Below are 19,564 nucleotides of genomic sequence, written 5' to 3' on the forward strand. Positions count from 1 at the left end.
TCGGATAATTTGATATAATCCTCTACTTACGATCCGGGTCCGATTACCTATACTTAAGAATGTAAACGGTCGCACACATAATGATTGCACAACTAAAAGGGGTGTACACAAATGAAAAAGGGCATCAAACGTTGGACCTCGATTCTGCTGATCAGCTGTCTGGCGGTAGCGGTAGCCGGCTGCGGCTCATCGAAGCCGGCCGCGGAGACGGGCAAGGACAAAGGCCCGTCCGACCCGATAACGTTCATGCACATGTTCGACAAGAACGCCGAAGGCGGAGGGCTCCATCAAGCGGAGCTGCTCGACAAGTTCACGGCGGAGAATCCGGACATTCAGCTGGATCAGGAGATTCAGTCGCATGACAACTACGAGACGAAGATCAAGACGCTGGCCGCTGCGAACGAGCTGCCGGACGTATTCTTGATGAAGAGCTCGATGGTTACGACCTTCGTGGAGAACGGACTGGTAAGACCGGTTGACGATCTGCTGGATAAGGATCCGGACTGGAAGAACGGCTTCGTGGACGGCGCGCTGGATACGTACCAAGTCGACGGCCAAACCTACGGCATTCAATTCTCGGGCGGACCGACCCATGTTATTTATTACAACAAAGATTTGGTTGCCAAAGCCGGCTTCTCCGAGTTCCCGAAAACGTGGGATGACTTCCTGAAGCTGATCGACAATCTGAAAGCACAGAACATCACGCCGATTGCCTTCGGCAACAAAGGCAAATGGCTCGCGAACTCCAGCTACATGTCGACGCTGGGCGACCGCTTCACCGGAACGGAATGGTTCGAGAGTCTGGCGAACCACAAGGGCGCCAAGTTCACCGACAAAGAATTCGTGCAAGGGTTGGAATTGTTCCAGGATCTGGCCAAGCGCGGGGCGTTCAACAACGATATGAACTCGATCGACAACAATCAGATGAAGACGCTCTACTATAACGGCAAGGCGGCGATGTTCATCGAAGGCGCTTGGGCGAGCAACGCGGTGGAGACCGGCGGCCCGCAAGAGATCCAGGACAAGACGGAATTGGCTGTCTTCCCGGCTATCGACGGCGCCAAGGGCGACCAGAACGGCGTGTCCGGCGGCGGCGGATGGGCCTATGCCATCAATGCCAACATCGACGAGTCGAAGCTCGACGATATCGCGAAGCTGATGAAAACCCTGTCCGACAAGGAAGCGGCCAAAGTCATCCTGAAATACGGCGACATTCCGTCAAGCAAGGTGGACAATATCAATGAGCTTGATCTGTCCCCGCTCACCAAAAAGATGGTGAAGCTGCTGGAAACGACGAAATATGTCCCTATCTACGATTCCCGTCTCTCCCCAGGTCTGACGGAAGCGATGAATTCCGCAATGCAGGAAATGCTCATCGGGCAGCTGACGCCGGAAAAAGCGGCCGAAGTGATGCAAAAGGAATACGAGAACGAGATGTAATTCCGGCTTGAAAGACAAGCCGGCTGAGAACAAAGATCCGAACAAGATAGAAAGATAGAGATGCAGCAGTTGGATAGAAGACGGACGGACCCTTCTCCTGAACGCCATGTTCGGGAGGAGTCTGTCTTGTCTGTCGTTCTGCATATGCAAAAGAGAGGAGAGAGCCGTGATGAATAACTCCGCGATTCGGCCCAAGCGCTGGACATTTTTCGCTTATTTGCTGCCGAGCGTGCTGCTGTACGCCTTCATGGTCCTTGTTCCGTTGGTGCTCGCCTTGCGGTACAGCTTCTATAAATGGTCGGGCGGACCGAAGATGGAATGGATCGGGCTCCGGAACTATGAGGTGCTTCTTCAAGACGCGAAATTTTGGGGCGCTTTTCTCAATAACTTAATTATTGTCGGCTTCAGTGTCGTCGGCCAGATCGGGATCGCCTTCATCATCGCGGTATTCCTGATGAACAAATGGGTGAAGTGGCGCGAATTCCACCGGACCGTCATCTTTATCCCGGTCGTCCTGTCCTCGGTCGTCATCGGGTTCCTGTGGTCCATGATCTTCAACAATGATGCGGGACTGCTGAATTGGCTGCTGACTTCCCTGGGGCTCGAATCCTGGATCAAGCCTTGGCTGGACGATCCGAACGTCGTCATGTACTCCGTAACAGCACCGATTGTGTGGCAATATATCGGTTTCTACCTGATTATATTTATGGCTTCGATGCAAAGCATCAACGGGGAAGTGTACGAGATGGCGGAGATCGATGGAGCCACCGGCTTCAAGAAGACGATGTACATTACACTGCCCCTGCTGAAGGATACGATGAAAATTGCCGTGATGCTCTGTATTGCGGGGAACATGAAGGCGTTCGACAGCATTTTCGTCATGACGGGAGGCGGACCCGGCAATTCCTCCACGGTCATGGCGCAATATGCCTATGACACGTCATTCAAAGCGTTCAAGCTGGGATACGGCAGTGCGATCTCCATTGGCATTATGGTGCTCAGCGTCTTCCTTATCCTGTTGAGCCGTCTGATTGGAGGGAAGAACAATGACTAAAGCGATGCGGTTCATCCCGCGGTTCCTGATCAACCTGTTCCTGTGGATCATGTCGTTGTCCTGCATATTCCCGGTCATCTGGATGATCTATTCCTCGCTGAAAACCCAGCAGGAATTCAATGTGAATATTATTTCGCTGCCAACGTCGCTCAATTTCCAGAACTATATTGACGCCTTCCGCATCGGAAAAATGGATACGTACTTCGTGAACAGCGTATTCGTCACGGTGCTGACGGTCGTCTTCACGGTCGTCCTGAGCTTCCTGGCCGCTTATATTTTGGCCCGCTTCGATTTCCCGGGGCGCAATCTCGTCTACTTCATGTTCCTGGCAGGAATGCTCATTCCGATTCACGGGCTGCTTATCCCGGTATTCGTCGAGTTCAAGGCGCTCGGGCTGCTCGATCAGCGGATAACGCTCGTGCTGCCGTATGTGGCCTTCAACCTGTCGATGGGGATATTCCTGTTCGAGAACTTCATCAAATCGGTTCCGCTCGAGGTGGAGGAAGCGGCGGCCATTGACGGAAGCGGCACGACGCGGCGCGTGCTTACGATCGTGCTTCCGATGTGTCTGCCGGTCATCTCGACGGCCATCATCCTGTACTTCCTGGGGGCCTGGAACGAGTTCCCGTTCGCGCTCGTGCTCATTAAGAGCCCGGAGCTGCGGACGCTGCCGGTCGGCCTGACGAATTTCAACGGACAGTTCACCGTGAACTATCCGCAGATGATGGCGGCGATGGTCATCGTCGTCTTGCCGGTCATTTTGACTTATCTCGCATTCTATAAGAAAATTATGCAAGGAATGACGGCGGGGGCCGTCAAAGGCTGACGGCTCCCGTCCATCGAACATAATGAGCAGATAGGGGCGGATGAATGATGGACAAGCATTCCGCGCGGCGGCCGAATGTGATCGTGCTCGTCGCCGATGACCACCGGTATGAGTCGATTCGGGCGCATGGCAACCACGAGGTGATGACTCCCACGCTGGACCGATTGGCCGAGCGCGGCGTCAGCTTCCAGAGCACGAACATCATTGGCGGGATGGACGGAGCGGTATGCTCGCCATGCCGGGCCTGCCTGAACACCGGATCCTCGATCTTCGGGGCGACGGTGAAGCAGGAGCTGGGCGATACGGTGGAGAAGATGACGCTGTCTCCGGAGAAGCGCACCTTGGGCGAGACGTTCCGGCAGCACGGCTATTATGCGTATGCGGTCGGGAAGTGGCATAACGACACCGCCAGCTTCAACCGCAGCTTTGCCGGCGGCAACCGCATTTTCTTCGGCGGAATGAGCCATCATCGCGAGGTCCCTGTCTATGCGTATGATCCGACGGGAACTTATTCCTCCTCCCAACGCACCGTCGAGAGCACGTTCTCGACCGAGCTGTTCACGGATGAAGCGGAGGCGTTCATCCGGGGATATGACCGGGAGGAGCCGTTTTTCCTCTATATCGCCTATACCTCTCCTCATGATCCGCGTACGGCGCCCGAACCGTATGCGTCGCAGTATGAGGACGGCCGCGTCGCCGTGCCGGGCAATTTTTTGCCGGAGCATCCTTTTGACAACGGAGAGATGCATATCCGGGATGAGGGGCTCGCGGGCCGGCCGCGCACGAAGGAAGAGATTCGGCGCCATATCGCCGATTATTACGCGATGATCACCCATATGGATGCGCAGATGGGACGGCTCATGGAGGCGCTGAAGGAGACCGGGCGACTGGACGGCACCATCGTCGTCTATACGTCTGACCACGGGCTGGCCGTCGGGCAGCATGGCCTGATGGGCAAGCAGAATCTGTACGAGCACAGCATCCGGATCCCGTGGCTCATGGCAGGGCCTGGCGTTCCGGCCAAGGGTCGGATCGGCGGGCAAGTGTATCAGATGGATATTTATCCGACGTTATGCGAGCTGGCCGGCATTCCGGTTCCGGCATCCGTCGAAGGGCGCAGCATGGCGGGCCTGATGCGCGGCGAAGCCGGCGCGGAACGGAGCACCGTCTATGCGCTGTACAAGGACACGCAGCGGATGGTGAAGGACGGCCGCTACAAGCTCATCCGCTACCGGAAGTCCGGCGTCACCGGCGAAGGTACGGACATGGTGCAGCTGTTCGACTTGCTGGAAGATCCCGGGGAGCTGCGGAATCTGGCACAGGAACCGGAGATGCAGCGGCATATCCGCCGCCTGGACGAGGCGATGCAGGCATGGATGAGACAGGTCGGCGACCCGTACGCGGACTCATTTGCGATAAGCGGATGAAGTTCCGGAGCAGAGGGTAGCGGTAACCTGCGTTTGCATGTAAACTAAGAAGAGCCGCGGGCGGGACAAGCTAGAGGGACGGATTCGATTCCCGCTGTCCATGCCGGCGCATATCATCCCATATATACATCAAGTGGAACAGGTGGAGGATACCCAAGATGGAACAATTCCGATTGCCCAAAATCGACGTGCCGAAGTTCGAGCTTCCCCAAGCGGTGAAGCAGGTGCTCGCGGAGGCCGAGCAGAAGCTGGCGCATCGCCCGAAGCTGTTGAAGCAGTTCAAGAACTGCTTCCCGAATACGCTGGAGACGACGACGAAGCTGCTGGAGGACGGCACGACCTTCGTGCTGACCGGAGACATTCCGGCCATGTGGCTGCGCGACTCGGTGGAGCAGGTCATTCACTATGTCCCGTTCGCCAAGGATGACGCCGATCTGCAGCGCATCATCGGCGGCCTGATCAAGCGCCATATGTTCTATATCAATATCGACCCGTATGCGAACGCGTTCAATGAAGGGCCGAACGATTGGCATTGGGACGCGAATGATCAGACCGATATGTCCCCATGGGTATGGGAGCGCAAATATGAGCTCGATTCGATGTGCTTCACGATTCGACTCGCTTATATGTATTGGAAAGAAACGGGACGCACCGATATCTTCGATACGAACTTCAAGTCCGCCATGCGCAAAATCGTCGAGGTCTGGAAGACGGAGCAGCGCCATTTCGAGCAGTCGCCGTACCGCTTCATGCGCGAGAATTGCCCGGATATCGATACGCTGCGCAACGACGGCCTTGGCATGCCGGTCAACTATACGGGGATGACGTGGTCCGGCTTCCGTCCGAGCGACGATGCCTGCGACTTCCATTACAATATTCCTTCCAACATGTTCGCGGCCGTATCGCTGCGCCAAATGCAGGAGATTGCGAAGTATGGCTTCCGCGACGAAGCGTTCGTGAAGGAAATGCATAAGCTCGAAAAAGAGATCGAGCACGGCATCCAGTTGTACGGCACATACAATCATCCGACCTACGGCAAAATATATGTGTACGAGACGGACGGCTACGGCAATTTCTGCCTGATGGACGACGCGGGAACGCCGAGTCTGATGTCGATTCCGTATATCGGCTATACGGACGCCGAAGATCCGATCTACCAGAATACGCGCCGCTTCATCCTGAGCAAGGAGAATCCGTATTACTTCGAAGGCAAGGCCGCCTCGGGAATCGGCAGCCCGCATACCCCGGACGGCTATATATGGCATATGGCGCTCTCAATGCAGGGCTTGACCGCGATCAGCGATGAGGAGATCGTGTCGCTTATCGCCACGCTGGAAGCTACGGATGCCGACACCGGCTTCATGCATGAAGGCTTCCACGCGGACGATCCGGCCATCTTCACCCGCCCTTGGTTCGCCTGGTCGAACAGCCTGTTCTCCCAGCTCGTGTGGAAAGCGATGCAGCGGGGATTGCTGGACAAATAAAGACAAGCCGAAGTTTATGAGATACGAGCAAGGCGGAGCAGGTTTCCTGCTCCGCCTAAGACTGTCGACAAAGTCCTGTCGACAGTCTTTTTTTTCTTAGGAAGGGCGAGCCCGGGGGGGAGGCAGGACAGGTTAGGTTAGGGCAAACTGGTCCGCGCATGAAGCAAGCTAGTCCCCGCTTGAAAATGCTGCATAGGCGCAGCATTTTTAACCTCAAGAGGCTAAGTTCCAAGAAAATCCTGCAAAATTACATTATTTCGCCATTTTGAACGCTATATATGCCTTGCCGTAGGGGAATTGCTGTACTTTTGCAGCAATCTTATTTTCGTTACCTCGTGTCAATGAAATTGCTGCATTTTTGCAGTATTGGCGGAGCAGGTGAATAGAGTGTCGGGGGATAATGCCGCCTTGCCGGAGCAGATGAAAAAGCCATCGGCCACCGATTTGGCGTTCAATTCATCCAGCGCGCTGAGGATCATCAATCCGTATTTGCAACGCAGCCAATCGCTTGGTGCAGCGGATGATGATATTCTCGCGGCGGGAGAGTACGCCTGAGAAGTGGACCTCTCCGTCCCCGGCGAGCCGCTCCGGCATACGTGGAAGCCGTTGATCACGATCGGCAAAGCCAAGGAGGCTTGCATGCCGATGTTCAGGATCAGCTGCGGCATGCGGAGAGGGTATGCCCCTTTCGCTATTTGCGAACTCATAGCATCTTCGACGATGAGATGATGGTAGACGATGAGGACGAGGCTCACCTTCGCCATACAGAAGAAAACAAACGGAATTTATGCGCAGAGGAAAGAAACAATAGGGCGGGTTTTTGCTGATTTAAAGGAGAAGCATGGGATGCGGTGGACGACCTCTTACGCGGGTTAAAAAGAATGTCTGCGCAAGCGATGCTTGTTTTTGCTGCCATGAACCTCAAAAAAATGGCGACCTGGCTCTGGAAGACCGGTCGCACCTCTCCTCAGTTCTCTTTCGTATTTGTAAATATGGATAAAAAACGTAAAGAACTCCCGCGGTTGCAGTATTTCGCGGGAGTTTGTCTTCAATCTGGGCGGAGCAGGTTTCCTGCTCCCCCTTGCTGCGTTCTCTTATATTTTATACCGGCTTATCATCTCGTTCAGCGTTTGCGCCATGTGGTTAAGCTGCTCCGCGTTGTTCAGCAGGGTGCCCATATCGAGCAGCTGCTGATCCGTGAACTTCACCAGCTTCGCGGCATGCTCCGCGTTCTTCTCGGCGATATGCGCAATTTCATTCACGGAAGCAAGCACTTCTTCGGAACCCGCGGACATTTCTTCCGTCACGGCTGACGTATCCTGAATCTGGCCGGCGATATCCGTAATGTCGGTTAAGATGCGTCCGAAGGTATCGCCCGAATTTTGCACTTTATCAATGCCGTCGGCGACGCTGTCCCGGACGAGATCCATCGACTCCACGGCTTTGCGGGCATCCGCTCTCGTCTCCTCGATCAGATCGGAGATTTCGCGGGCGGACTCGGCCGACCGTTCCGCCAGCTTTCTTACTTCATGGGCGACGACGGCAAAGCCTTTGCCATGCTCCCCGGCCCGGGACGCTTCAATCGCCGCATTGAGCGCGAGCAGATTTGTCTGTGCCGCAATCTGGGTGATGATGTCGACGATATGGGCCATCTGCTCCGAGCGCTCGCCGAGCGTCTGCACCAATGCCCCGGAATGCTTCACCGATTCATCGATCGTATTCATCTGTTGCACCGCGCCCTGGAGCAGCAGATTCCCCTGCTTCGCCTGGTCGGCCGTATCCATCGACGTCTCGGATATGCTGGTCGTGCTCTCCGCGATGCGCTGAATGCCGATGGCCATCTCTTCCATCGCCTTGGCTCCTTCTTCCGTGCCCCGCATTTGCGTCTCGGCGCCGCCGGCGACGACCTTGACGATCGAGTCGACTTCTTGAATCTGAGCCGTGCTCGCGGCCGTGTGGGCGGACAACTGCTTCGAAGAGTCGGCCAATGTATTCGCCGCGCTGCGTATTTCCCCGACGAGATGGCGGATGGAGGCTTGCATGACTTGCAGCGATTGCCCCAGTACGCCGACTTCGTCCTTTTTCCGCTGAATCGAGGCCGGAACCTCGCCCGTGAAATCCCCCGCGCTAATCTGCTTCAGATTGGCGACGACAGTCTGAATCGGCTTCGTGATGTTCGATGCCACCCCAAGCGCCAGAAGCACGGCTAGGATGGCGCATATCGAGCTGGTGATCAGGTTGATCATTCCGATCTTGTCGGCTTCCTTCGTCAGCTCGCTTTTTTCAACGATAGATAAATACTTCCATCCGGTCGTCTGCGACGTATACAAGTTGGTCATATAGTCTGTGCCATCCACATGAATCTCGAAATGATCCGCGTTTTTTTCTTTGATACCCGCAAATTCGGGCACGCCGATGTCCGCGATATTTTTGGAGATCAGCTCTGGATTGCGGGGATGAGCGAGAATCGTCCCGTCTTTGGAGAGCAGAACGACATAGCCGGTCTCCCGGATTTTGATGTTCTGGAGCTGTTCCGCCAGCTTGGCGAGGCTCGTATCCATTCCGAGTACGCCAAGCGGCTTGCCGTTGCCGTCCTGGACGACCGCTACGCTGCTCATATTTAAATCGCCGGTAACCGAATCGACATACGGGTCGGTAATGGTAACTTGGTCCGGATTCGCCATGGCATTCGCATACCAAGGGCGGGTGCGCGGGTCATACTTGGCGGCCATTTCTTTTTCCGGCCACTGCACGTAACCGCCATGATTCGCTGCCAAAAATACGGCCGAGGTGTTCGGATGCGTCTGGGCAAAGCGTTCAAATTCCCGATAGATTTCGCTTTCGATGCCGCCATTTTGCGCAAATGTCGATTTTTTGTTCTCCGTCAGCGTCATGTATGAGGTGATGCTCTCATCGGCTTGATTGATGATCGGGCTGTTGGACAGAAACTTGACATTCTCTTTGACCGTGTCGAAAAAAAGCGACATTCTGCCATCCACCTGCGCGACTTCGTTGGTCGTCGATGTCACGAATGCGGCGGTGATTTCTTTGATCATACTATTATTAACAATAATGCCAATAATAGAAATCGGTACAAGGATCGTAACTAAAAAAGCAAGAACTAGTTTCATTTTAATGCTTTTTAACATAGCTGTCCCTCCTCTAAGATGTGTTTCGAAGTGAATTCGACATTATTTAAGGAAATTCGACACCCACTCTATTCTATTTATCGCCCCAAAAAAGCTCTTTCTTAATACCTATTACAATAGAAGCGAGTTTGCGGTCCGAATAATTTTACTTCTCATCTTGCGCACGAGAGGTGGGTCTTTGGTCGTGATTAGCCCTTGAAGGAATCGGGGACAGCCTGTTCAAAGCGGCGTCATCCGTAATATCATAAGCTGAAGCCCTGTGTTGAGGGTATGAATAAAACTCCGAAAATAGTTCTTTATGCTCAAAAATATATAAATATACAAAATTCATGAAATTCAGAGAAATGTTTTAGTGATCGGCGCGATCGTTTTTAGTATAATAGTCATATAAAAGTGGGTATGTAGGACGTTCGAATGAGGTTCGGACATTACTCCCTTACTGTCGGAAAGGGGCGAAAGATACAAAGATGAAAGCCGAGTGGATTCATCCTTTTTTGCAATCGGCGTGCACGGTCATCGAACAAGTCGTGCAAGTCCGTCCGGAACGGGGAGAGCTTGAGATGTTATCTTGGAGCGGATCTCATGATTTACGCATCCAGATTGGGATGACGGGGCAATTATCGGGCCATGTCGCGTTCGGGTTAAATGAAGATGTCGCCATTAAGATGGCTTCCGCGATGATGGGAGGCTTCCCGCTGGAAGCGCTGGACGCCATTGGGGAAAGCGCGATTTCGGAGCTGGGGAATATGATTAGCGGCAATGCGACCACGTTGATGTACAATCAAGGGCTGCGCGTCGACATCACGCCGCCTCAACTGCTGGTCTCCTCCCATTCGGGACCGATTCAGCAGGCGATGGCGGTGCCGCTTATTATTGGAGACATCGGACGGTTTGATGTGCTCATGCATATCGGATATAGTGATAAGGTCAGTGTCGTATCCTGACGCATGATGCAAGGCCTGCCGCAAGCCGCAGCGCCGGGAATGGCGGGCTGCAGGCGGTGCCGCGCCAAAGGAGCAGCAGGAAATGGATTTGAAAGGGAAAATTGTGCTCATTACAGGAGCTTCTAGCGGCATCGGGGCGCTGACCGCCCAAGCCGCGGCGGCAAAAGGAGCTGTGCCCGTGTTGACGGGACGCTCGCGGGAGAAGCTGGATGCCGCCGTTCTGGGCATGACAGCCGAGCATGCCGTCTACACGATGGACGTGACCAGCGACGATGACGTGGAACGTGTAGTAACCGCTGTTCTGAAGCGGTTCGGACGAATCGATATCCTGCTGAACAATGCGGGGTACGGGCAATTCGAGCGCGTTATGGACATGAGCGTGGCCCAGTTCGCCGGCATGATGGACGTCAACTATATGGGGGTGGTGCGCTGCACGAAGGCGGTGCTCCCGCATATGCTGGCACGCCGCGACGGCCATATCGTTAACGTGGCTTCCATGGCAGGCAAGATCGGATCCCCCAAGTCTGCCGGCTACAGCGCGACGAAGCATGCCGTGCTCGGGTTCACGAATTCGCTGCGGATGGAGTTGGCGGGGACCGGGGTTGCCGTGTCGGCCGTCAACCCGGGGCCTGTCGATACGCCTTTCTTCGACCTCGCCGATCCGTCAGGCCAGTATGTGGATAATGTCCGCTGGTTCATCATGCCCCCGGACAAGGTGGCGCGCCACCTGATTCGCATCATGGAGACGCGCAGACAGGAAGTGGACCTGCCGTGGCTGGGGGCGTTGGGCATGCGCCTGTATTCTCTCTTTCCCCGCATTTCCAATCGAATCGCAGCCCGATTGCTGAACAAAAAATAAGCGCCGCCAGGGGGCCGGACGAATGGAAGCCGGATGGGCAAGGAGTGCGCAGGTCCGCTCATGCAATGCCGTGCGGGAGGCAGCACGGGATGAGCGGACTTGTCGCCGCGGCCCGCAGTCAGGAATTGGAGCCGCTCTGGCGATGCGCCTCGTTCATTTGCTTAATTTCCTCGAACAGGGCCCGTATTTCCGCCTTTCCCTCCGGATGGGCATCGTTCCAATGCCGAGTCAGGTTCGGCATGGTCTTATGCATCTGATTGTACAGGGCCCACCGCTTCACCTTTTCGACCGTCGCCGGATCGGAATGCCCCGTCAGCAGCTCGGCATATTTTTGAACCAACCGTTCGAATGCGGGTTGCGCAGCTTCACTCATATTAGGTCCTCCTTTTTGTAACGATCATCAGCAATGCCCCGGCGTACGTTCCGCGATTTGCGGCCGCTTCGACTGCCTCGCTACTTTCAGTTTATATTCCAGCATGTCACGAAATATAGACGATGATGCATCAAGACGGCTTCCGCTTGGCATCGGGTGCTGTCTTTTTTTGCGCAGAATCTTCATATATGGTTAATTGTACCACATTCCGCGGGCAGGACGGGCCGAACAGGGACGAAAAGTTTGGTGGCGGCGGTTCTTTTCGCTATAATAGAGCCATGGATGCCGCAGTTAGGCGCGATATACATACATGAACGAGTTACATGAACGGATGTCATGTCATAGAGAGGAACGATGCAGTTGAGCAGCACATTTGCTTCCTTGGCGATTGCCGAGGAATTGTTAGCGAAGCTTCAAGCGAAAGACATTACCGCTCCGTCGCCCGTACAGGCGGAAGCGATTCCGGCCGCGCTGGAGGGCCGCGATATTCTGGCCCAGTCTCAGACCGGAACGGGCAAGACACTGGCTTATCTCTTGCCGGTGTTAATGAAGATAGACGCCTCTCACCGAGGCACGCAGGCGGTCGTGATTGCCCCGACGCAGGAACTCGCCATGCAGATCGTGCGCGAGGCGGAGTACTATGGCGAAGGAAGCGGCATTCATGTCGCCGCGCTCATTGGCGGAGCCGCGCTGAACCGCCAGGTGGAACGGCTGCGCGACAAGCCGCAGCTTGTCATTGGCACGCCCGGCCGCATCCGGGAACTGATTGAGATGCGCAAGCTGAAGATGCATGAGGTCCGAATGATCGTCGTCGACGAGGTCGATCATTTGCTGCAGAAGGGCGGAGCCCGCGATACGGACATGGCGATCCGCAGCGCGCTGCGCGATCGGCAGCTTCTCTTCTTCTCGGCGACTCTCCCTCGGGAGGTGCGGGAGCTGGCCGGACGCTTCATGCACTCGCCGGCGGAGATCGGAATCGAGCCGGATAAGCGGATGGCGGATACGATTCAGCATCTGTATGTGGCCGTGGAGCGCGATAAGATCGATATGGTCCGCCGTCTTATCCGGCTGTGGAACCCGAAGCGGGCGATCGCGTTCGTGAACGACTCGAACCGCATCGGAGAATGGGAGGCGAAGCTGGCCTATGTCGGCCTGTCGGTAGCCTCCCTGTACGGCGATGCGCCGAAGCAGGAGCGGACGGCCGTGCTGCGGCGCTTCCGCGAAGGGCGGGTTCAGGTGCTCCTGGCGACCGATGTCGCGGCCAGAGGGTTGGATATCCCGGATCTGCCGCTCGTCATCAGCATTGAGCCGGCGCTGGATGCGGAGCATTATATTCACCGCGCCGGCCGCACCGGCCGGATGGGCCGCCAAGGGACATCCGTCAATCTGATTACGCCGCAAGAGCGGTTCATTATGCGCAAATTCGAGCGCGAGCTTGGAATCGCGATTGCCGAGCGCGTGTTCTACGAGGGGCGCCTGCACGACCCGAACGCGAACCGGGGAGGCAAGCCGAAAGGCAAGCCGCGCGGCGCGCGCGAGGCGGCTGGAACCGCAAGAAAGGCGCAGCCCAAATCGGAGCGTCACCGGGATCGGAAGGACAAAGGCGCCCCGAAGTGGCTCAAGGACAAACGCACGTAACGATCGGGAAAAGGACAGGCACCGTTGAATGAGCGTCATTCGGCGGTGCTTTTGCTTTACCGGAGGAAGTTGAACTCAAATCTAGCAAAAACATAACAAAAACATAAAGTTTCCTGTATATGGTTGAACGCCGCCAGGCCAACCGATATACTGAAATTTGGAAGGGAAAAGGAGGAGAAAAAATTGTGCTAAGGAAATGGAAGATTGCTCTGCTATTGACTCTGGTCGTGGCCATGATCAGCGGCTGCTTCGGCGAGAAGCCGGTGCTTGACGAGCTGGGGAAGGACGGCAAGGGAAAAATTAAAGTTGTCTACTATAGTGAAGAAGGCTTTTACTCGGATTATGGCAATAGTTTTAACGTGAAATATCCGGATATTGAATTTGAAGTGGTAAGTCAGCAAGAAATGTATCAGGAATTGCAGGGTAATGAAGATGCCGATTATCGGGAAGAAATGCGGAAGTTCCTGGACAAGCATAAGCCGGACGTATTGATGATTGATTTGCAGACGATGGAGAAGATGGCCCAGGAAGGCAAGCTTTATAACCTGGACGCCATCATCGCCCAGGAGAAATTCGATCTGGAAGGATTTATGCCGGGCCTCATCGATATGATTCGAGCCAAGGGGAGCGGCTCGCTCTACGGATTGGCTCCTAATTTCTACACCAATGTCATCTTCTATAATGCCGGGTTGTTCCGGGAGCATAATATAGAACCGCCGCGCAATAAAATGACTTGGCAGGAGCTGATCGATCTGTCGAGCCGCTTCTCGGGCATCGGTTCGGGCGAGAATCAAATCTATGGCTACTACGAACGATTCGGTTCCGCGGACCAACTGTTGAACAGAATAGCGCAAGGCTCCTCGCTGCGCTTGTTCGACGCCAAAGGGGAAAAGCTCGTCTTCAATACGGATGGCTGGAAGCAGGCGATGAAGCTGGCTTCAGAAGCGATTCGGAACAAGGCGATCTATACTCAACCAATGGATGAGAGCGATGAACGCGTGTTTATGGGAGACAACGATCTCTTTTTCAAAGGCAAGGCGGCGATGATTCTCGATGGACCTTGGGTGATCTCCGAATTCAAGAACCGCATGATGTGGGATAAGGAAGCCAAGGAAATCGACTGGGGCATGGTGACCGCGCCTGTCGATCCGGCGAATCCGGAGGAATCATCGTATGCGTCGCTGAACGAGGTATTCGCTATCGCGGCCGATTCCCCGAACAAGCGGGCGGCCTGGGAGTTCGTCAAATTCGTGAACGGGACGGAAATGGCGAAGGCGGCTTCCCGCTCTTCGCGTGGAACTCTGCCGACACGGAACCAGTTCATGAAAGAAATGGACGGCAAAAGCACGGAAGCTTTCTATTTGCTCCGGCCGAAGGCGGAGTACGAATCGATGTGGGGCGGACCGAACGTGAGAATCCCGTCCGATTTCTACCGGGATTTCTCTAAGATTATGACGACAGAAATGAAAGCCGTGGTCGATAACAAGAAGACGGTTGAGGAAGCCGCCGCCGCCATCCAGGCCAAAGGCGAGGAAGCGCTGCAAAAGGGCAGAGAAGCGGAGAAAGCGCGCAAAGCGGCCCAAAAGGGCGCGGAAGGCGACAGCGGAAAAGCCGCGGAGGATAACAAAACCGGGGATTCAGGCAGTGCGGAGGCTGGCACATCCGAAGGGGATTGACTAGCATAGAGGCAAGACATAACTTAGGGCCGCTGACACAAGTTGGCGGCCTCTTTATTTAGCAAAGGAGGAGAACAAATTGGGGTGAGGAAATGGAAGCTCGCTCTGCTGTTGACTCTGGCCGTTGCCATGGTCAGCGGCTGCTTCGGCGAGAAGCCGGTGCTTGACGGGCTGGGGAAGGACGGCAAGGGGAAAATCAAAGTGGTCTATTATGACGAAGACGGTTTTTATCGTGAATACGGCAACTACTTCAATGTGAAATATCCGGAAATTGAATTTGAAGTCGTGAGCATGAATGAAATGTACCAAGACCTGAATGGAAAGGAAAATGTCGATTACGAGGCGGAACGGCTGAAGTTTATGGACAAGCATAAGCCGGACGTGATGATGATCGATTTACAGACGATGGAGAAGATGGCCCAGGAAGGCAAGCTCTACAATCTGGATGCCGTTATCGCCCAGGAACAATTCGATCTGGAAGGATATATGCCCGGCCTGATTGACATAATCCGGGAAAAAGGAAGCGGTTCGCTGTATGGACTGACGCCGAATTTCTCTACCAGTGTCATTTATTATAATGCGGAGCTGTTCCGGGAGCATAATATCGAACCGCCGCGCAACAAAATGAGCTGGCAGGAGATACTCGATCTGGCGAACCGCTTCGCCGGCATCGGCTCCGGCGAAGACCAAGTCTACGGTTATTACGAACGTTACGGCACTCCCGAGAATCTGATCTACAAGATGGCCCGGGCGTCTTCGCTGCGCCTGTTCGACCCGAAAGGGGAGAAGCTCGTATTCAATACGGATGGATGGAAGCAGTTGATGAAGCAGGCAACCGATTCGATCCGGAACAAAGCGGTATACACCTTGCCGGCAAGCAATGACGAAAATCGCATGTTTAGAGGAGACGACGATCTCTTTTTCAAAGGCAAAGCGGCCATGATTCTGGAAGCTTCTTGGTTTTTGTCGCAGATCAAGGATCGTCATTTGTGGGATAAGGAGTCCAAGAAAATCGATTGGGGCATGGTAACCGCGCCTATAGATCCGGCCTCTCCCGATGACACGGCCTATTCAAGTCTGAACGAAATCTATGTCATCGCGGCCGATTCCCCGAACAAGCGGGCCGCGTGGGAATTCGTCAAATTCGTAAACGGGCCGGAAATGGCCAAAGCGTCCTCCCGTACGATGAGAGGCACGCTGCCGACAAGGACGCAGTTCATGAAGGAAGTGGACGGCAAAAGCACGGAAGCGTTCTATTTGCTGCGGCCGAAGACGGACACCAATTCATTGTGGGGCGGGCCGGATGTCAAAATCCCTCTTGAGTTCCACTCGAACTTCAGTCTCATTCTGTCTAAGGAATTGCAGGCCGTCATCGACAACAAGAAGACGGTGGAGGAAGCGGCAGCCGCCATTCAAACGGAAGGCGAGGCAGCGCTGCTAAAGGCAAGGGAAGCGGAGAAAGCGCGCGAAGAGGCTGAAAAGCAAGCAAAAGGCGAGACCGGCAAAGCGGCAGAAGACAGCAAAACAGAAGGCTCAGGCAGTGCCGAGGCAGGCACATCGGAAGGGGATTGACCTGCGCACGCGAAGTCAGGGATTCATGGCCGCTGACCTCAAGTTGGCGGCCGCTTTATTTTGAAAAGGAGGAGAATCTATTTTGCTTAAAAAATGGAAAATTGCTTTGCTTCTTACTATGGTCGTCGCCCTGCTCAGCGGCTGCTTCGGCGAGAAACCGGTGCTTGACGAGCTGGGGAAGGACGGCAAGGGGAAAATCAAAGTTGTCTATCATAATGAAGATAGCTTTTACCGCCAATACGGGAATTATTTTAATGTGAAATATCCGGATATTGAATTCGAAATCGTCAATATGCAGGAAATGTACCAGGAACTGCAAGACAAAGAAAATGTCGATTATGAAGAAGAGCGAAAGAAGTTTCTGGATAAGCACAAGCCGGACGTATTGATGATCGATTTGGACACGATGGAGAAGCTCGTCCAGGAAGGCAAGCTGTATAATCTGGATGCCGTCATCGCCCAAGAAAAATTCGATCTGGAAGGGTACATGCCGGGCCTTGTGGACATGATTCGGGAACGGGGCGGCGGTTCCCTGTATGGTCTGGCTCCGTATTTCTATACGACTGTCATTTATTACAATGCGGAGCTGTTCCGGGACCACAACATCGAACCGCCTCGCAACAAAATGACCTGGCAGGAGATACTCGACCTGTCGAGCCGCTTCGCAAGTGTCGGCTCGGGCGAGAACCAGATCTATGGCTACTATCAGCGCTATGGAGGAGGGGCTCAGGAACTGCTGCTCGATATCGCGAACGCTTCCTCGCTTCGGTTTTTCGACGCCAAAGGGGAGAAGCTCGTCTTCAATACGGACGGGTGGAAGCAGCTCGTGAAGCTGACAACGGACGCGATCCGGAACAAGGGAGTATACTCCCAGACGTGGGATGAAGGAGACTCCCGAGGATTTTCGTCAGACGACGATCTCTTTTTCAAAGGCAGGGCGGCGATGATCATGGATGGCCCATGGTTCATCTCCCAGATTAAGAACCGTGCCATGTGGGATAAAGAGGCCAAGCCAATCGATTGGGGCATGGTATCCGTGCCTGTCGATCCGGCTTCTCCTGACGAGTCTTCGTACGCGAGTCTGAACGAAGTCTATGCCATCGCGGCGGATTCGCCGAACAAGCGGGCGGCGTGGGAGTTCGTCAAATTCGTGAACGGGCCGGAGATGGCCAAGGCGGCCTCCCGTTCCATGGACGGCAACCTTCCGACGAGGAACCAATTCATGAAGGAAATCGACGGCAAAAGCACGGAGGCCTTCTATGCGCTGCGGCCGAAGGCGAAGTACGAATCGATGTGGGGCGGACCGGACGTGGAGGTGCCGTCCGAATTCTATAGTGACTTCCGAACGATCCTGGATAAGGAACTGAGAGCCGTGATAGACAACAAGAAGACAGTGGATGAAGCTGTCGCCGCGATCCAGTCAGAAGGTGAGGCCGCGCTGCAGAAGGGCCGGGAAGCGGAGAAAGCGCGCAAAGAGGCCGAACAGAAAGCGAAAGGAGAGGGCGGCAAAGCAGCGGAAGACAACCACACAGAAGGCTCAGGCAGCGGGGAGACCGGCGCATCCGAAGGAGATTAACCATCGCAGAATGCGGAACATGACTTTTGGCCGCTGACAGAAGTTGGCGGTCTTTTCATTGATCAAGGAGGAGAACCTATTTTGCTTAGAAAATGGAAAGTCGCTTTGCTGCTTACGGCCGTCGTGGCCATGATCAGCGGCTGCTTCGGCGAGAAACCGGTGATTGACGAACTGGGGAAGGACGGCAAGGGGAAAATCAAAGTAGTCTATTATGATGAAGAGGGATTTTATCGCGAATACGGCAATCTTTTCAACGTGAAGTACCCGGATATCGAATTCGAAATCGTCAGCATGCAGGAAATGTACCGGGAACTGCAGGACAAAGAAAATGTCGATTATGAAGAAGAGCGGTTGAAGTTTCTGGACAAGCATAAGCCGGATGTGCTGATGGTTGATCTACAGGAGATGGAGAAGCTGGTCCAGGAAGGCAAGCTGTATAATCTGGATGCGATCATCGCCCAGGAAACATTCGATCTGGAAGGATACATGCCGGGCCTTGTCGATATGATTCGGGAACATGGCGGCGGTTCGCTGTACGGACTTGCTCCGTATTTCTTTACGAGCACCATTTATTATAATGCGGAGCTGTTCCGGGAGCATAACATCGAACCGCCCCGCAACAAAATGACCTGGGAGGAGTTGCTAGACCTGTCGAGCCGCTTCGCAAGTGTCGGCTCGGGCGAGAACCAGGTATATGGCTATTACAAGCGCTATGGAGGGGGGCCTCAAGAGCTGTTTTTCGATGTGGCCAACTCTTCCACGCTGCGGCTTTTCGATGCCAAAGGGGAGAAGTTCGTGTTCAATACGGACGGGTGGAAGCAGATCGTGAAGCTGACAACGGACGCGATCCGGAACAAGGCGGTATACAGCGAACCGTTGGATGAGGGAGACAACCACAGTTTTTCGACAGATGACGATTTCTTTTTCAAAGGCAGGGCCGCGATGGTCTTAGAGGATACCTGGTTCATATCCCAAATCCAGAGCCGGGCCATGTGGGATAAAGAGGCCAAGCCAATCGACTGGGGCATGGTATCCGTGCCTGTCGATCCGGCTTCTCCAGACGAGTCCTCGTACGCCAGTCTGAGCGAAGTGTATGCCATTGCGGCGGACTCCCCGAACAAGCGGGCGGCGTGGGAGTTCGTCAAATTCGTGAACGGGCCGGAGATGGCCAAGGCCGCCTCGCGGACGATGAGCAACAAGCTTCCGACGAGGAACCAATTCATGAAGGAAATCGACGGCAAAAGCACGGAGGCCTTCTATGCGCTGCGGCCGAAGGCAAAGTACGAATCGATGTGGGGCGGACGGGATGTGAAGGTGCCGTCCGAATTCTACAGGGACTTCCGAACGATTCTGGACAAGGAATTGAGAGCCGTGATAGCCAGCAAAAAAACAGTGGATGAAGCCGTCGCCGCGATCCAGTCAGAAGGGGAAGCCGCCCTGCAGAAGGGCCGGGAAGCGGAGAAAGCACGTAAAGAGGCTGAACAGAAAGCGAAAGGGGAGAGCGGTAAAGCAGAAGAAGATAACAAAACAGAAGGCTAAGGCAGCA

At 54.6% G+C, this 19,564-nt stretch carries 15 protein-coding genes and 1 pseudogene; 14 read left to right on the top strand and 2 right to left on the bottom strand.

Translation table 11 applies throughout. The features are described from left to right. The first annotated feature begins 111 nt into the window (after nt 1–111). The 7 genes and pseudogenes from L6439_RS05995 to L6439_RS29625 all read left to right on the top strand — a co-directional run. Nucleotides 112–1,440 (top strand): extracellular solute-binding protein, encoded by a 1,329-nt coding sequence (locus tag L6439_RS05995; RefSeq protein ID WP_168180911.1) that lies wholly within the window; start codon nt 112–114, stop codon nt 1,438–1,440. Between the two features lie 169 nt (nt 1,441–1,609). Further along, on the top strand, nt 1,610–2,494 hold the full coding sequence (locus L6439_RS06000; protein WP_006676019.1) for a carbohydrate ABC transporter permease: 885 nt from the start codon (nt 1,610–1,612) through the stop codon (nt 2,492–2,494). Then, entirely contained in the window at nt 2,487–3,320 is an 834-nt protein-coding gene (locus tag L6439_RS06005) for a carbohydrate ABC transporter permease (RefSeq protein ID WP_168180912.1), read from the top strand. Before L6439_RS06000 ends, L6439_RS06005 begins: the two co-directional genes overlap by 8 nt. Before the next feature lie 44 nt (nt 3,321–3,364). After that, on the top strand, nt 3,365–4,747 hold the full coding sequence (locus tag L6439_RS06010; RefSeq protein ID WP_237096761.1) for a sulfatase family protein: 1,383 nt from the start codon (nt 3,365–3,367) through the stop codon (nt 4,745–4,747). 158 nt (nt 4,748–4,905) lie between these two features. Then, nucleotides 4,906–6,231 (top strand): glycoside hydrolase family 125 protein, encoded by a 1,326-nt coding sequence (locus L6439_RS06015; RefSeq protein ID WP_168180913.1) that lies wholly within the window; start codon nt 4,906–4,908, stop codon nt 6,229–6,231. Between the two features lie 387 nt (nt 6,232–6,618). Beyond that, complete coding sequence (locus L6439_RS06020; RefSeq protein ID WP_237096762.1) at nt 6,619–6,786, top strand: hypothetical protein; 168 nt, start codon at nt 6,619–6,621, stop codon at nt 6,784–6,786. A 185-nt stretch (nt 6,787–6,971) separates the two neighbouring features. Beyond that, a pseudogene (locus L6439_RS29625) lies at nt 6,972–7,425 on the top strand (transposase); the annotation flags it as partial. On the opposite strand, the gene L6439_RS06030 reads toward L6439_RS29625, so the two are convergent. After that, nucleotides 7,326–9,380, bottom strand: coding sequence for a methyl-accepting chemotaxis protein (locus L6439_RS06030; RefSeq protein ID WP_213468851.1), 2,055 nt, complete (start codon nt 9,378–9,380; stop codon nt 7,326–7,328). The pseudogene L6439_RS29625 and the gene L6439_RS06030 sit on opposite strands and share 100 nt — an antisense overlap. Nucleotides 9,381–9,847: 467 nt before the next feature. On the opposite strand from L6439_RS06030, the gene L6439_RS06035 reads away from it, so the two are divergent. After that, nucleotides 9,848–10,324, top strand: coding sequence for a chemotaxis protein CheX (locus tag L6439_RS06035; protein ID WP_168179503.1), 477 nt, complete (start codon nt 9,848–9,850; stop codon nt 10,322–10,324). A gap of 82 nt (nt 10,325–10,406) precedes the next feature. Further along, nucleotides 10,407–11,183 (top strand): SDR family NAD(P)-dependent oxidoreductase, encoded by a 777-nt coding sequence (locus L6439_RS06040; protein ID WP_168179502.1) that lies wholly within the window; start codon nt 10,407–10,409, stop codon nt 11,181–11,183. Nucleotides 11,184–11,301: 118 nt separating this feature from the next. Here the strand turns inward: L6439_RS06040 and L6439_RS06045 are convergent, their stop codons facing one another. After that, a complete protein-coding gene (locus L6439_RS06045) occupies nt 11,302–11,556 on the bottom strand; it encodes a DUF2573 family protein (RefSeq protein ID WP_168179501.1) in 255 nt (84 codons plus the stop codon). Between the two features lie 354 nt (nt 11,557–11,910). On the opposite strand from L6439_RS06045, the gene L6439_RS06050 reads away from it, so the two are divergent. From L6439_RS06050 to L6439_RS06070, 5 genes are all read left to right on the top strand, one after another. Beyond that, nucleotides 11,911–13,194 carry a DEAD/DEAH box helicase gene (locus L6439_RS06050; protein WP_168179500.1) on the top strand — a complete coding sequence of 428 codons (1,284 nt, stop codon included), beginning with the start codon at nt 11,911–11,913 and terminating at the stop codon, nt 13,192–13,194. 185 nt (nt 13,195–13,379) lie between these two features. Beyond that, on the top strand, nt 13,380–14,870 hold the full coding sequence (locus L6439_RS06055) for an ABC transporter substrate-binding protein (RefSeq protein WP_168179499.1): 1,491 nt from the start codon (nt 13,380–13,382) through the stop codon (nt 14,868–14,870). A gap of 129 nt (nt 14,871–14,999) precedes the next feature. After that, nucleotides 15,000–16,442 (top strand): ABC transporter substrate-binding protein, encoded by a 1,443-nt coding sequence (locus tag L6439_RS06060; RefSeq protein ID WP_213468969.1) that lies wholly within the window; start codon nt 15,000–15,002, stop codon nt 16,440–16,442. An 82-nt stretch (nt 16,443–16,524) separates the two neighbouring features. Beyond that, the gene (locus L6439_RS06065) at nt 16,525–18,018 is read left to right on the top strand and encodes an ABC transporter substrate-binding protein (protein ID WP_213468852.1); all 1,494 of its coding nucleotides are present in this window, start codon (nt 16,525–16,527) and stop codon (nt 18,016–18,018) included. A gap of 81 nt (nt 18,019–18,099) precedes the next feature. Beyond that, nucleotides 18,100–19,557, top strand: coding sequence for an ABC transporter substrate-binding protein (locus L6439_RS06070; RefSeq protein WP_168179497.1), 1,458 nt, complete (start codon nt 18,100–18,102; stop codon nt 19,555–19,557). Nucleotides 19,558–19,564 lie beyond the last annotated feature (7 nt).

Source organism: Paenibacillus dendritiformis (assembly GCF_021654795.1).
GTDB lineage: Bacteria > Bacillota > Bacilli > Paenibacillales > Paenibacillaceae > Paenibacillus_B.